Origin of the sequence: Seonamhaeicola sp. ML3 (genome assembly GCF_023273855.1) — a bacterium.
Classification (GTDB): Bacteria; Bacteroidota; Bacteroidia; order Flavobacteriales; family Flavobacteriaceae; genus Seonamhaeicola.
This window is the reverse complement of sequence record NZ_CP096884.1, coordinates 1,178,324-1,193,492: the sequence shown is the minus strand read 5'-3', so window position 1 is coordinate 1,193,492 and position 15,169 is coordinate 1,178,324. Positions and strand designations below refer to the sequence as shown.

At 34.6% G+C, this 15,169-nt stretch carries 14 protein-coding genes; 6 read left to right on the top strand and 8 right to left on the bottom strand.

Annotated features, from left to right (window positions below):
- Window positions 1-161: 161 nt before the first annotated feature.
- Together M0214_RS05400 and dinB are read right to left on the bottom strand one after the other, a co-directional pair.
- The gene (locus tag M0214_RS05400; RefSeq protein WP_248724450.1) at window positions 162-1,274 is read right to left on the bottom strand and encodes a glycoside hydrolase family 26 protein; all 1,113 of its coding nucleotides are present in this window, start codon (window positions 1,272-1,274) and stop codon (window positions 162-164) included.
- A gap of 20 nt (window positions 1,275-1,294) precedes the next feature.
- Window positions 1,295-2,395, bottom strand: coding sequence for a DNA polymerase IV (dinB, locus tag M0214_RS05395; protein ID WP_248724449.1), 1,101 nt, complete (start codon window positions 2,393-2,395; stop codon window positions 1,295-1,297).
- A gap of 119 nt (window positions 2,396-2,514) precedes the next feature.
- On the opposite strand from dinB, the gene M0214_RS05390 reads away from it, so the two are divergent.
- The 5 genes from M0214_RS05390 (at window position 2,515) to M0214_RS05370 (ending at window position 7,834) form a co-directional block, all read left to right on the top strand.
- Window positions 2,515-2,982, top strand: a complete 468-nt coding sequence (locus tag M0214_RS05390) for a CYTH domain-containing protein (protein ID WP_248724448.1) — start codon at window positions 2,515-2,517, stop codon at window positions 2,980-2,982.
- Window positions 2,983-2,993: 11 nt separating this feature from the next.
- A complete protein-coding gene (locus tag M0214_RS05385) occupies window positions 2,994-3,533 on the top strand; it encodes a YciI family protein (protein ID WP_248724447.1) in 540 nt (179 codons plus the stop codon).
- Window positions 3,533-4,414 (top strand): endonuclease/exonuclease/phosphatase family protein, encoded by an 882-nt coding sequence (locus M0214_RS05380; RefSeq protein WP_248724446.1) that lies wholly within the window; start codon window positions 3,533-3,535, stop codon window positions 4,412-4,414. Before M0214_RS05385 ends, M0214_RS05380 begins: the two co-directional genes overlap by 1 nt.
- 493 nt (window positions 4,415-4,907) lie before the next feature.
- Entirely contained in the window at window positions 4,908-6,455 is a 1,548-nt protein-coding gene (locus tag M0214_RS05375; RefSeq protein WP_248724445.1) for a PcfJ domain-containing protein, read from the top strand.
- Window positions 6,437-7,834, top strand: a complete 1,398-nt coding sequence (locus M0214_RS05370) for an RtcB family protein (RefSeq protein ID WP_248724444.1) — start codon at window positions 6,437-6,439, stop codon at window positions 7,832-7,834. Before M0214_RS05375 ends, M0214_RS05370 begins: the two co-directional genes overlap by 19 nt.
- Window positions 7,835-7,866: 32 nt before the next feature.
- Here the strand turns inward: M0214_RS05370 and M0214_RS05365 are convergent, their stop codons facing one another.
- The 5 genes from M0214_RS05365 to pbpC all read right to left on the bottom strand — a co-directional run bounded on the left by M0214_RS05365 (window position 7,867) and on the right by pbpC (window position 12,557).
- Window positions 7,867-8,334 (bottom strand): hypothetical protein, encoded by a 468-nt coding sequence (locus tag M0214_RS05365; RefSeq protein ID WP_248724443.1) that lies wholly within the window; start codon window positions 8,332-8,334, stop codon window positions 7,867-7,869.
- 74 nt (window positions 8,335-8,408) lie between these two features.
- Entirely contained in the window at window positions 8,409-8,927 is a 519-nt protein-coding gene (locus M0214_RS05360; RefSeq protein ID WP_248724442.1) for a hypothetical protein, read from the bottom strand.
- A 4-nt stretch (window positions 8,928-8,931) separates the two neighbouring features.
- On the bottom strand, window positions 8,932-9,522 hold the full coding sequence (locus M0214_RS05355; RefSeq protein WP_248724441.1) for an RNA polymerase sigma factor: 591 nt from the start codon (window positions 9,520-9,522) through the stop codon (window positions 8,932-8,934).
- Between the two features lie 16 nt (window positions 9,523-9,538).
- Complete coding sequence (locus M0214_RS05350) at window positions 9,539-10,135, bottom strand: hypothetical protein (RefSeq protein ID WP_248724440.1); 597 nt, start codon at window positions 10,133-10,135, stop codon at window positions 9,539-9,541.
- Between the two features lie 70 nt (window positions 10,136-10,205).
- On the bottom strand, window positions 10,206-12,557 hold the full coding sequence (gene pbpC, locus M0214_RS05345) for a penicillin-binding protein 1C (protein ID WP_248724439.1): 2,352 nt from the start codon (window positions 12,555-12,557) through the stop codon (window positions 10,206-10,208).
- 159 nt (window positions 12,558-12,716) lie between these two features.
- Between pbpC and M0214_RS05340 the strand changes: the two genes are divergently transcribed.
- Window positions 12,717-14,042, top strand: coding sequence for a hypothetical protein (locus tag M0214_RS05340; RefSeq protein WP_248724438.1), 1,326 nt, complete (start codon window positions 12,717-12,719; stop codon window positions 14,040-14,042).
- Window positions 14,043-14,154: 112 nt separating this feature from the next.
- On the opposite strand, the gene M0214_RS05335 is transcribed toward M0214_RS05340, so the two are convergent.
- Window positions 14,155-15,024: an SH3 domain-containing protein gene (locus tag M0214_RS05335; protein ID WP_248724437.1), complete on the bottom strand. Its 870-nt coding sequence runs from the start codon at window positions 15,022-15,024 to the stop codon at window positions 14,155-14,157.
- Between the last annotated feature and the right edge of the window lie 145 nt (window positions 15,025-15,169).

Sequence of the window (15,169 nt, the reverse complement as noted above, 5' to 3'; positions counted from 1 at the left end):
TATATCACTAAAGCGTTTTCAAGTATTTTTGGAAACGCTTTTTTTTATTTTCAAGCGAAAGTTAAAACTATAGATTTCAAATCCCCTTTGTTTGAGTTTAGGTTGTGGTATTCTCATCATTCTGGAATATTTCCATGGCTATTTTTACAAAATAAATTAATCTATTCTTTGTAGCCTAATAATTCAAATAGTTGAGGAGACTGCTTTAAGTAATAGTCTTTATCGGTTTCCATAAACCATGCTTCAGATATTTTTTCATTATTCTGGAGTCGAGCATCTTGCCACTCTTGAATCCCAGGAATATTGAGGTTTTGCCAATTTTCATTTATAAAACTAACCGCTTTAATATTCTTGTTGTAGATGAAGCTGAAGTAATTAACAAACCAGTCATCCCAAACGTTGAGGTTACTTTTCTCAATACCATTTACAGGGTTAGATTCTGCAATCATAACCGGTTTTTTATGTTGCTTGGCAAATTCTAAAACCCTATCGCAATAAGAACCAAAGTGCGAATTGTAGGCATGCCCGAAAACAGATATAGCCACCCAATCTACATATTCATCCCCAGGATACCAATCAGACAATTTGTAATCTTTAAATGGTTTAGAAGCATAAGAATGCCATACAAAAGCAATGTTATTTACACCTTTATTTCTTAATATATCCACAATACGCTTGTATATTCTTTTGTATTGTTTAGGTTCTAATTCGTTATGAGGTCCATCAAATTCGTAACCTATTCTTAGATATATCGGTCGGTTTAGAGATTTTGCCCAAGCAGCATACTTTTCAATGACCTTATCATAATAACCCAAAGTGGCATTTTCAGTAATACCCCATTTACCAACCATCCACATAGCACTTTGTATTACCGTATTTGGAAATTTGTCAACCAACATTTGGTGGTTTTGAGAGCTGCCGGTGTCATTTTTATGTCTTTCTGTAACACCTTTAAATTCTGTTATCGCCCAATAAGCAGACCACCCACCAGGTGCTTTTTCATTAGAAAAATGATTCTGATATTCAGTAATACTTTCAACCGTTTGCCCCATGATAAGTAGTGTTTTTCCATTTGGTGGAACAAATTTTGTTTGGGCATATTCATAAACAAATTCAGGGTCAACATGTGTTTTTATTTTCGAGACCATGTCGTCAATAGGTCTCTGGGAATCTTTAATCGTTTGTTCTTGGGAAAAAATAGATGATGGGAAAAAACAGAAGAAAGTAATAGCTAAAAGAAGGATTCTGAAAGATATGATGACTTTATTTATCATACACCTAAAGGTAGTAAATATTAAAACTCAAATTTCAACTGTACACTTATTGCTTCTTTTTCAACTGGTTTTTTCTTTTTTTCTGTATTTAAATTGGACAGCGAAATTCCTAATAATCTCACCGAATTATTCAGTTTTTCTTGATATAACAAGTCTTTGGCAGTTTCTAAAATTATAGCTTTATCATTAATAAAATAAGGCAATGTTTTACTTCGCGTTTGTAGCGTAAAGTCACTGTATTTAATTTTTAAGGTCACTGTTTTACCGGCCACCTTGCTTTTGTTTAATCGTTTAGAAACTTCTTGTGCAATATGTTCTAGTTTTTCAAGCATAAATACTTCACTGGATAGATTTTCGCTAAAGGTGCGTTCAGCTGCTAACGATTTTCTAATGCGATGTGGTTTTACTTCACTATTATGAATACCTCTTACGACGTAATAGTAATAGCGGCCTGATTTTCCAAAGTTCTTATCTAAATACTCTAACGATTTTTGTTTTAAATCCAGTCCAGTAAAAATACCTTTCTGGTACATTTTTTCGGCAGTTACCTTTCCCACGCCGTAGAATTTTCTAATGTCCAATTGTTCTAAAAATTCTAGAACTTCTTCTGGATTCACAGTTTTTTGCCCATTAGGTTTGTTGTAATCGCTAGCTATTTTAGCAATAAATTTATTGATTGAGATACCTGCAGAGGCTGTAAGCCCAACCTCATTCAAAATACGATCTCTAATCTCTTTGGCAATCAATGAAGCGCTAGGGTTCCCTTTTTTGTTTTTGGTAACATCAAGATAGGCTTCGTCCAGAGATAACGGTTCTACCAAATCTGTATAATCAAAAAAAATGGCTCTTATTCTTTTTGAGATTTCTGAGTAGCGTTCAAAATTGGGGCGTACAAAAATAATTTCGGGGCATAACTTTTGGGCCAAGTTGCCAGCCATAGCACTCTTAACACCAAATTTTCTTGCCTCGTAACTGGCGGCACTAACCACGCCACGTTTTCCACCGCCGCCAACCGCAATAGGTTTTCCTTTTAATTTCGGGTTGTCCATTTGTTCTACGGAAGCATAAAAAGCATCCATATCCACATGAATAATTTTTCGTATTGGTAAATCAATAGACATAAGAACAAAATTATACTAATTTTGAATAACAAAAACTTAAATTCCAAAAGCCAAAGGCAATATTTAACCAGTTTTTATTTTGGAATTTAGAAATTGAATTTTTTGGAATTTTATAGAGTATGATAGAAATAGAACGTAAATTTTTAGTAAAATCTGATGCTTATAAAGCAGAAGCCAATAAGAAAACAAGAATCATTCAGGGGTTTTTAAATACCCATGAGGAGCGAACAGTTAGGGTAAGACTTAAAGGCGATACAGGTTTTTTAACTGTAAAAGGAAAATCGACCGATGACGGTTTAAAACGTTTTGAATGGGAAACCGAAATTACCGATGAAGACGCTAAAAGTTTGTTAAATATCTGCGAATCAGGGGTTATTGATAAAATGCGTTATGAGGTGCCCGTAAAAAACCATACTTTTGAGATAGACCAGTTTTTTGGTAGTAATGAAGGTTTGGTAATTGCCGAGGTAGAGCTTAATTCTGTAGATGAGGTTTTTGATAAACCATCGTGGTTGGGTGAAGAAGTAACTGGAGACATAAAATATTACAACTCCCAATTGAGTAAGAAGCCTTACTGTGATTGGTAAAAAATATAAAAATGAGAACACAACTATTAGTACTATTTGTTGCAATCTTACTAGTTTCATGCAAGAAAGAGAACCAAGATAATCTTCCAAGTACAGTTGATACAATTGCTGAAGAAGTAATAGATTCGGTACCGGTTGAAATTATAAAAGAACCCGAAAAGAAAAGTACAAAAGCATTATTGGCAGAATTAAAAGAGCAAGGTTTTGCTGCCGAAAGCTACTATGATGAAAATTTGAAGGACACTGTAATAATGCAAAAATATTTTATAGCCTTTCTCAAAGAAGGCGCTATAAGAACCCAAAACGAAGAAGAAGCTGCTCTTATCCAAAAAGGGCATTTGGAGCATTTAGGTAAGATGTATGATTTGGGTTATGCCGATATTTCGGGGCCTTTTGATGATAAAAGTACCATTAAGGGCGTGACTATTTACAATGTGCCAACCCTTAAAATGGCCGATAGTTTAGCAAACGCTGATCCTGCAGTTAAAGCCGGAAGATTAGAGATAGAAATGCATCCTTGGTGGGCTGCAAAAGGTTTTCCGTTGAGATAATGCCAAAAGTTTTCCGTTTAGTTTTTAGTATTGTTAATGCAGTCATTATAATTGGCTTAATAGCAATTCATTTTGTTGTTAAAGAGCATACATTTCAATCCTCTTTATTGTATTATACCTTTCCTTTACCGGTAATTATTTCGATTATTTTAGTGCTCTCAATTTTTCTGAGTAAAAGGTTTAGAAAGTTCAACTTACTATTATCTGCTATTCTTCTGGCGGTATGGTTAAGTAGAAGTTTTAAAGTTAATTTTACCAAAGATGGAGGCGAACATGATTTAGAGGTAGTTTTTTGGAATACTTCACATGAAAAAGGGTTCAAAGATGTTTTTGAGGAAACAGAAAGTGTCCCAGATGTTATAGTTTTAGTTGAATATAAAGGAAACAATCTAGAAGAGGTAAAAGCAAAATATCCAAGCTATCATTTTTATAAACACCCATCAAAGGAAATTGGGATTTTTTCTAAGGATAAAATAATTATTAGGAATACAACGCTTAGAAATTTTAGTTCTTATGTAATTCATTTCGAGACTTTTGGATTGGATTTTTATGCGGTTGATATAGCAGGGAGTATAGATGTGCCTCGTAAATGGGGTGTTGATGTAATAGAAGAAGCACTTACAGATTACAACAACGCAGTTTTAATGGGAGATTTTAATATGCCCTTCGAGTCAAAATACCTAAAGCCAATAAAACAAAATTTCAATCATGCATTTAACGAAAAAGGTAATGGGTTTAGAGAGACTTGGTTTTGGAACATTCCTCTGCTTTCTCTAGATCATATCTGGGTTTCTAGAGATTTAGAGATACTTAAAACAGAAAAAATAAGTACCTGGAAATCTGATCATGCTATTCTTAGAACGACTTTAAATAAACCCTGATTTCAATTTTTATTTGGAATTAATAAAATTCTGGCAATATATTTGCAACCTGTAAAATAAAATTTAAAACGAATAACATGCAATTTACAAAATCGACATATAGAATCAATGACCTAGCAAATTTGCTATGGTTAGATTTGGGTTTTGTTAATTGTATCTATAGACGATAAAACAAGTATTAACAAATATAACAGAGCCCGAGTCCATAAAACTCGGGTTTTTTTATGTCTAAAAATAAAACAATGAAATCATTATATCACACAGGAATTATCCTAGTTACAAATAGAATATTAAAAGAATTTGAACCGAACATCCCTTTGTAGAAAGGAGGATGTTTATGCTTAGAAAAGTCCGGTTCTTTAATTAGAACTGGGCTTTTTTTTTAATCTGAAGAAGCCAAAAACAAAATGATTAAATATCAATTCAATTACGGTAATCAAAGAGAACCGTTAAGTGGCTTTACGTAGACATTAATCTTGTAAAGAACTTTAAAATGAAAACTATATGGAATACAAAAAGCGAAAACACAAAACATAGCACTTATGTAGCCTTGGTAGAACAAGTGTACAACGAAGAGAATAAACCACAACGCTACAAAGGCACAGTAGAATCTATGCTTCGAGAATTCTTTTCTAAAACCAGTAAAAAGAAATACACTTGGAAAAGAAAAACGTTTAGAGCACTATTGCTACAAGCACACAGTGATAAATGCTATGCTGTTTTGAGAAACTATAATTATGTGAAGGTATTGCATAATATAAGTTCGTTTGGTAACAAATTAGTAAGACCTGTAGAGGCATGGGAAAACAAAAGGTTAGATCCAACGGAGCAAATAAGTAGCTTAATTACGCACTGTTTTGCTAAGTATGAAGCTCCAAAATTTTTGGAGAACACATTCTATGGATTTAATAATTTGCATATGTTATGGTACGTTCAATTGGGTAAAGGTGCTAGTGTATTGAGTTTGTCTCAGTTTCCCGTAACGTTTACCCATAAAATGGCGCACGTTTTTAGAAGTGCACCCCCATATTTTTATGTAAATCAGGCTATACGTTATGCTCAAGCTGTTGGTTTTGGGGCTAAAGAAGCAGCGGCAAAAGTGATTGCCCATTCAGATTTGGCTAATACAAACGAAAACCATGAAGTGTTTTGGAGTTCTGTAGTTCAGTTTTTTGCAAAAGTAGAATGTTTGGAAAGTAATGAGATAAATCATATCCAAGAATACTTGGCGGTGAAGTATTATGAAGACCAATCTTTTTCTATGAAAGGTAGAACGTTCAATGCGTTGCTTAACCAAGCCAATGAATGGCATAGAAAAAAGCATTTTGAAAACGGTAATGTATTGCAATGGGAGGCTTCTGGAATCCCGCCTCTTTTTATAGAGGAAGAACTTAACGGTTGTAAAGTAGTTTACAAAACCATTGAGTTGAAAAACTCTTATGAGTTGTATGAAGAAGGTGAAGCCATGAAACACTGTGTTGCAGACTATGATGACGATTGTTTTAACAAGCAAAGTGCTATATTCTCTTTGCAAAAAGAGGTTATGGGGCAGCCAGCAGAGCGTTTGGCAACACTTGAAATTGGCTTACCAGACAGACACATTGTTCAGGCTAAAGCAAAGTACAATGAAGAGCCTTGCAGCAAAGCCTTGACTTTGATTGATAGTTGGGTTAATAATGAATCAGTAAAACGGTATTCGCAAACGGTTGCTCATGTTGCTCAAGTACAAGAACCATACGAGCCAGTCGTTTATCAAAGGTTGGCTGAACGCGAGCAGATGAACAATTATAATTGGGATGCAAATATCGTTTGGATTATTAAACTGATTTTTTGGATATTCTACATACTATTCGTGGTAACTAGATCCTATAAATCTCAGTCCAATAATTATTCTGTTAGCCCTCAGGCATGGCATGAATGGGAGCTTGAAACTCCTAAAATAGATTCTATCCTAAAGGCCAGTTACCAAGTTAACTGGCCTGATGATAGTTTGAAAATTAATTTAAAAGTATTAGAAGAAAAATGGCAAAACTTAAATTAAGAGGAAAAGACCTTATAGCGATAGGGTATCCTCAAGGAAAAGTTATAGGTATTGCAGTAAATAGTATGCTCACCAATTTTAAGAGAGAGCGAAAGGACAAAGTGCTTCAGCGATTAAAAACCGTTTTAAAAAATCCTGAGAAATATTTAAATGATGGGGTTTTTGGAAAGATTGCCGAAGCCCTAGTCCAACCTGTTAAAGTAGAAGCACATAAACTGAATAATACGCGAGCGCCATTTACCATTTTTGGAGAAAACAACATTCAAGATGAAGCGAAGCATCAATTATTTACAGCTTTAAAACTTCCAATAGCGAAAGCCGGCGCTTTGATGCCAGATGGGCATCACGGCTACGGTTTGCCTATTGGTGGTGTGCTAGCAACCGATAATGCTGTTATCCCTTATGGAGTTGGTGTAGATATTGGTTGTAGAATGTGCTTGTCTATTTACGATATAGCACCTTCTTACTTAACCGGAAGCAAAGACAAATATGTACAAATGCTACAGGACCACACTAAATTTGGAAGTTATGAAACACATAAGCAGCACGTGGACAACCCCATTTTTGAACGTGAAGAATTTAGGAACATTCCGATGGTTAAAAAACTAAAAGACAAGGCTTATAAACAATTGGGAAGTTCTGGAGGTGGTAATCATTTTGTGGAATTTGGTATTATTAAAATTCAGGATGAACATAACGAATTCAATATTCCGGTTGGTGAATACGTAGGGGTCTTATCACATAGCGGCTCACGCGGATTGGGTGCTAATATTGCAAAACACTATACCAAATTGGCGATGCAACAAACACCATTACCTAATGAAGCAAAACATTTAGCATGGTTAGATTTGAATACGCATGATGGTCAGGAATATTGGTTGGCAATGAATTTGGCAGGCGATTATGCGTCGGCTTGCCATCATGATATCCACCGAAGGCTTGCAAAAGCTCTTGGAAAACGACCATTGGCTATGGTAGAAAACCATCATAATTTTGCTTGGAAGGAGCAAGTAAACGGTGAGGAATTGATAGTACATAGAAAAGGAGCTACACCAGCTCAAAAAGGTGTGCTCGGAATCATTCCAGGTTCTATGACCGCTCCCGGTTTTATTGTTCGTGGCAAGGGGTTTGAAGCTTCGTTGAACTCGGCATCTCATGGTGCGGGCAGATTGCTTTCCAGAAGAAAAGCTAAGGAACAGTTAACCCAAAGTGAGATTAATAAAGTTCTAAAAGACTTTGGTGTTACTTTAATTGGTGGCGGAAAAGATGAAGCGCCTATGGCATATAAAAATATTCATAAAGTCATGGCCAATCAATCTGAACTGGTTGAAGTCGTTGGAACTTTTACGCCAAAGATTGTTAGAATGGATAGGAATTAGAAAGCACCCGTAATTATTTGCGGGTGCTTTGTTTATAGGTCTTTAACAATAGTTAATCGATAGCCCCAATCGTCCACTAGTTCAAAATTTTCATCGAAACCATTATAGTTTGCTGTATTCACATTAAACCTAGAAGATATGCATGGTGCTTCACCAAAAATTTCCTCAGTTAAATTTAATATAAGTGTATCAGTTATAGAATTAGATAGCTCTATTTCGTAGGTATTATCACCTGGGTTTCCAACAACAGTAATTGCTATGAGGTTTTGTAACCCCGGTTCATTTTCAAAAAAAGGACTTGTATTGTAAAAGCCATTAAACGATGTCTTTATATCGTCTTTAATAAAAGTGCCATTTTCAATTAAGTTGTTTCCGTTGCTATCGGTTAAATTAATAAACATGATATTAAGGGGGATAGGGTCACCGTGGCAAATAATATCATCATCATTCTTACAAGATTGCACAAGTACTAAACAAAAAAGTAGTGTTAGAATTCGCATATTTATTTTCTTTACAAGATGCGATTTTTTGATTGAGGTTGCTTCAAAAATTCGTGTTTATTTCTAAGGATAAATCAATTAGTATATAAACCATTGGTATTTATGCGTAAATAATTATTCATTTCTAAGATAGAGTCTTTGTTGTACTTATTACTGTCTATTAAATCGGAAGAATGGTCTAGGTTAACTTTTAAAAGTTCTTTTTTTTCGTTCAAGTAAAGTGATACGTGATCGACTTCAAATTCTTCTTTTTGTTTATTCTTTATGATAAATGTTGCTAAAACTATAGTTGCCGCTATTGAAAAAACTGGTCTTAAAATCTTTTTGTGATTGTTCCATAACGAAGCATAACCCTTTTGCGTGTTATGTTGTTCATGTTTTTGCTTAAAAGCAATTAAGAGCTTATTCTCTATATCACTGTTAACCTGTAATAGCTCTAAGTCTTTTTTGTAGACTTGTTTAGATTTTGTTAAAAGTGACCTAATGTCATTGTATTCGGTTTCTGTTATTTGGGATAACACGAGTTGTTTTTCTTTTAACGATAGTTTTGAAAAATCTTTTAGTAATACTAATTTTTCGACAGTAGAATCCATAATATTAAATCTTTATAGCTTTAAAGTTTTTCAATTTTTCAGATAGTTTTTTTGTAGTATAAAATAATCTCGACTTTACGGTGCCTTCAGAACAATCCATGACTTCGCTTATTTCTTTGATAGATAAATTATCTAAGTGTCTTAGTGTGAATGTTAAGTTATGTTTTTCATCTAATTTATTAAGTTCGATGTCAAGTTTCTTTTTGAACAGAGTTAAATCGGTTTTATCGCTCAAATTACTAGGAAAAGTAAGGTTATGTTTTAATTCTTCAATGTTTAAACTTATTTCTTTAGTGCTTCCATTTTTTCTATATTCATTTTTGCACATATTGTAAGCAATACTATAAATCCAAGAAGAAAAGCTCTTCTCTGTATCGAAAAGATGAGCCTTTTCTATAATTTTTAAGAATAAGTTTTGTAAAAAATCTTCAGCATAATCCTTATCCTGATATAGCTTTCGGTAGAAAAAAAGAAAAAGCTTTTTTGAATAACGTTGATAAATTTCGTTAAAAGCTTTTTCTTTACCTCTAGCGATTAGAACCATTAGTTCTTCATCTGACTTGTATTTACAAGAGGTCCTAAATTTAAAATCCAATTAGTTTCTTTTAAATTTAAAAAGATTCCTCAAAGTCGGTGTTGGTTGGTTCGGTCAATTTTACGCTACCTTGGTGTCCAGTGTTTTTAACGCTTTCATCAACTATTTCAAACTTAAAACTATCAATATAAATTTCTCCTGTCTTCGAAGTTAGGACTCCGTAAGCTAAATTAACGGCCTCTTTAGGTACTTTAAGTACAATCTCATATTTAGTCCAAGATGTAGTTCCTTTAATGGGTCTATTTTGCATATTGTCAAAGCCAAGTGATTTTTTGTTGGGGCCGTCTATTCGCATCCACATACCTGCCCAATCTTTTATGTCTTTAGATTTTATATATGCTGTTAACTTAACTTTTTTTCCTAAAAATTTTTTTGGTTCAAAGCTCTGCATAATAGTACCGAAACCTTTTATTTTAGAATCTTTTGATTTTAAAAAGGCTATTTTACTATTCCTTTCAGAATCGTGAACGACTCCTATTTCATAGGATTCAGGACTACTACCAGCTAAGAACCAACCTTTAATGGTTTGTTTTTCCTTGCTTGTAAATGACACAAGAGAAAATGCTAATACGATAACTAGAACGTTTAATGATTTTGATGATAATGTTTTCATATGCTTTGTTATTGATTATATCTTTAGATACACTTCATTTTTTGATAGGTTCAAAAAAACTGAAAAATAATTATTTACTTACCTCGAAAAACTGCTTGGCTTCATTACCAAATTCATCTACAACAGTGAGTGTATGTTTGCCTTGTTTAGGTAAAACAGCGATTTCGTGAATGTCTTTGGTACTCCCAATAAATATGTTGTTTAAATACCAAAACAATGTGCTTTCGGGTTTTGAATGGGCCATTTTTAAAATCATTTCATTGGTGTTGCCATCAAAATCTTTTGGTAAAAAGATGCTGTTATTTTCCCTAGGGTAAATAAATTCCATAGAAATGGCTTGTTCACCTAAACAGTCTGTTCTAAACTTGGGGAGCGGTTTATAAAACGGATTTTTATTTTGGTAGTAATGCGCCATAAGTGGTGGCAGTACAAACCACGATTTATGTTTTATATTACTAACATCTTCGCAAGACGTATTGACTTGGTAAGTTTCGGTTTTATCGACATGAATAAGCCTATGATATGGGCAAGGTCTTGTTTTTAATCCGCTTAACTGAACAAAAGTTGCTTCGGTATCATCACAATGTTGTGAAGCTCTATGGCCACTTTGTTTGCATATGGTTGCTTCATGCATTTCGTCAAAAGGTTTGGCAAACCATTCGCTTTTTGGTAACAAATCGAAGACCTCGAAGAGGATTGGTGCAGCTGTTTGAACACCTACTAACCCCGGTCTGCCTTCACCATCAGCATTACCAACCCAAACTCCAACTACAAAATCTTTGGTTGCACCAATTGCCCAAGCATCCCTAAAGCCAAAACTGGTACCGGTTTTCCAGGCAATTTGTTTGGAACCGTCAAAAAACTCCCAATTTTCATCACCTTCAGGTCTGTTTACTTTTTTGAGACTTTCAAAAGTGAGGTATATGGAGGCGGCATCAAATAAGGTTTTTTCAGGTTGTATTTTTCCGAAGTCAACGTTTTCAGAAGTCAATAAAGTAGGTTCGCAAAATTCTTTGGAGTAATATGCACTAGATGTTTCAGAGAAATGATTTACGGTAGATGCCATCGCTGCATAACTTTTACACAAGTCCCATAGGTTGCTTTCGGCACCGCCTAAAATCAAGGATAAGCCGTAATGATTAGCATTGTATTTGAGGTCTTTTAATCTCAAGGCCTTGAGATAATGATGAAATCTATCTAACCCAAAGTCTTGCAACATCCTAACCGATGGTACATTTAAAGAACGCGATAAGGCTTTACTGGCAGGCACGGCGCCATCATAAGTTTTATTGAAATTCTCTGGATTGTAGCTGCCAAATTGTGTTGGCACATCGGCTACCAAAGTGTTGGGTAGCTTATCTCCGGTATCTAACATGGCGGCGTATAAAAAAGGTTTTAATATACTACCGGTACTTCTTGGTTTATCAATGATATCTACATCTTTTTGGTGTTTGTTGCTAGTTGGTGTATTGCCTACGTAAGTTAAGACCTGCCTTGTTTTTACATCTAAAACGAGGACTGCAGCATTGTGTATTTCGTTCTGACTTGAAATTGAATGATGTTGTTTTACAATGTTGTTAACTTGTCTTTGCAAAGTGGCATCAATGGTGGTTGTTAGGGATTGCCCTCGATGCGATTTGGACAGTTTTTGTAATAAATGCGGTGCTATTTGAGGAAGTGGATAAGGTTTTTTTGGAAGGTTTTCGGCAATAGACAAATTGTACGTCAAGGAATCAATTATCGTGTTTTTAAGAAGTTTTTTAAGCAGTCTGTTACGTTTGTTTCTTAAATGAATTTCATTTTTTCCGGGGTAAATCAAGCTTGGTGCATTGGGTAAAACTGCTAGAGTCGCACTTTCTGCCCATGATAAATTGTTTGCACTTCTATTAAAGTAACGCCAGGAGGCAGCGTCTAGCCCAACTACATTTCCGCCAAAAGGTGCATTACTTGAATAATAAGCCAGAATATCGTCTTTAGAATCGCGAAGTTCTAATCGTGTAGCCAAAATAAGTTCTTTAAGTTTTTCGAAATACGTTCTGGGTTTTCCTTTTCTGGATAAGCGAATGACTTGTTGTGTAATGGTACTTCCACCACGTTTTACGGTACCCGAAGACATGTTTTTCTTTATGGCTTTAAAAATAGAAATAGGGTTAAAACCAGGGTGCTTATAAAAGTATTCGTCTTCAAACTGAATGATACAGGTTTTGAACTTTTTTGGAATGCTATCGTTATGCGGAAATCGCCATTGTCCATCTGGAGCAATTTTAGCTCCTATAAGTTCATTGTTTGAACTTGTAATTACGGTCGAGGTAGGGTCGTTAAACAGCTGTTTTGGTAAACAAAAGCAATAGCCTAATAATAGTATGGTTAATATTGAGAACCTAAGTTTTCTTTTTTTTATGTAGCCAATTATATCGTTCATCTAAGGTATGTACTCACTAAAATAGGTGTTTGGATGTATTTTAAGATAAGTTTATGAGTTTAATATATGGGCTTTTTCAAAATTAACGGTACAAAACGTGTAACAAAATGTTGATAAAAATTACATACAAATAAACTTTCATCAATCAATATAAAATTCATGCAATTAGTTTTATCAAAAACTACAAAAACAATCACAGCTTTGCTGTTTTTTTTAGGTCTTTTAAGTGCAGAAGCTCAATTAGGTTTTTGTAAAGGGAATACGGGCGATCCTATTTTTGAAGAAGATTTTGGCAGCGGCGTAGGTAATGTAAAATTACCCTTTGGAACTACCACATACAAGTTTACAAAGAACAGACCAAAAGATGGCTGTTACGTGGTTTCAAATACACACAAGCATTTTAATTGGTATAAACTTAAAGACCATACTCCCGGTGATGTAAATGGAAGAATGCTTATAGTCAATGCGGGTTACAAACCCGGTGAGTTTTTTAGGGTACCTGTTTCTGGACTTTGCGAAAATACATCTTATGAATTTTCGTCATGGATGGTTAATTTAACCAGAGAGTATACAAAAGCCTGTGGTCGAGGTATCCCCATTGATGTTACCTTTGAAATATGGAACAAATCGAATAAAAGATTGCTAGCTAGCGGAAGTACAGGATCAATATACGGAGGTAATAAGCCCACTTGGAGGCAATTTGCACTGGTCTTTCAAACTAGGCCGGAAGAAACATCGGTTATTTTAAAAATCAGAAATAATGGAAAAGGTGGCTGCGGAAACGATTTAGCATTAGATGATATTGCCTTTAAACCGTGTGGTGATACTGTAGTTATTGAAGATAAAAATAATGAAAGCCATATCTCTGTGAATAGAGGTTATTTGCCATTTTCAACCACTTTAAAGGTTAAGCCAGACTATGCTGTTTTTTCAAATCATTTTTACCAGTGGCAAAAGAGTGAAGATGGTATTAATTGGGATGATATTCCTGGAGCTCAAAATGAGACCTACAAAATAGTACCAACAAGTACTCGAGTTTTTTACAGAACTAAAGTCGCCGAAAACCAGCTAAATTTAACAAATGCTTTGTGTTATTCGTATTCAGACTTTTATGAAATTAGTATTTCGAAAGACAAACCTATTGTAGTAAAAAGGCCAGCGGTTAGAGGTATAACCAACTTAGAAAAAAAGGGATTACAAGGTATAGAGATAGCTATGCAAAATCCAATTATAAAGTTAGTTTCTATTTCTATAGATAGAACAGAACTTGCTAAAACCTACAAACGTGTCATTATTGTAAAGCAGGGTACTAAAGTTTGTTTCGATAAAGTTTGGATTGATGGCGCCTTGGGCAAGTTTGTACAAACCAGTGAGGAAATTCTAAAGCAAGGACACCCCGAAGGGTATGTTGTGGTAAACGAAACGGTTTATACTAAGGCTAAATATGGCTATAATGCTGTAACCAGAAGGTATACAGAATATTAACTTTTTTAGTGCCAAGATTTAGACCTGTAAGGTTTCTAAAACCTGACAGGTCTGTTTAAGATATTATTAATGAATCCACCCCATTAATGGATTCCTGTTTTCACAGGAATTTTTAGCATCCCATGGGGACATCAAAAGCAACTGTTTTCTCTATTTTTTCATCATTCATGGTAGTGAAAATGACCTTGAAATAGATTTTACTGATGGAAACAGTAGAGGCACCTTTCTTAATGTCTTTAGAGTCTTTTACGAGGTTGTACCATTCTTCACCACAATGCTCTTTTACGGCATTTTTGAACTCCGCTAAGTCTACCTTTACAAATTTGCTCCAAGCTTTAGGGCTGTAGGAAACAGTTGTAAAAACATTGCTTTTACCTGCGATTTTTAATGGTTGCCAAGCCGAGTAATAGTGTTTCCAATCGTTGAGGTCGCAATGCGGACCTTCATTCAAAATGGAGATACTGTTTTCATGTCTTTGATAGACTTCTATCTTTTTATATTTTGAATGATGCCTGATTAGTAAGGTCTTGTCTTCAATGGTTTCACCCAATTCAATAATAGCATCGACAGCATTTGAAGCATGAACAGAAAACTGAGGATTATCGATCATTTCGGCACTTAAATTCTCAAACTCCAAAGTAAATTCTTCAAACCCTACCCTAAAATGTTTTTCAAGTTTTTCTTCGGTTAAAAAACCATTAAATACATAGCCCGTTCTGTGATTGTAAATGTCTTCATTGCAGGTCACTTTTACCCATTCACCAGAGATGATTTCTTCACGGTCTCTAACATCCAATTTTAAATTGGTACGATGTGTTACTTCCAGTTCTGTACCATAAACTAACTTACTTATGCGTTTGGAATCTTGACTAGGTTTGTCTCTTAAAAACAATCCGTTATCGGCGTTTACGTATCTAATTTCTTGAGCTTGGGCCATATTGAATACCATCAATACCACCACTATATAAATATATTTTGTCATTTTTTTAAGTTTTTTGATGTTACTATAAACCTATGTTTTGTCAACCTGAATTTATTTCAGGTTCTCAAAGCAATTTATAAGAGGGTGAGATTCTGAAACAACACTTCGACTCCGCTCAGTGTGACAGTTCAGAATGACAGTTCAG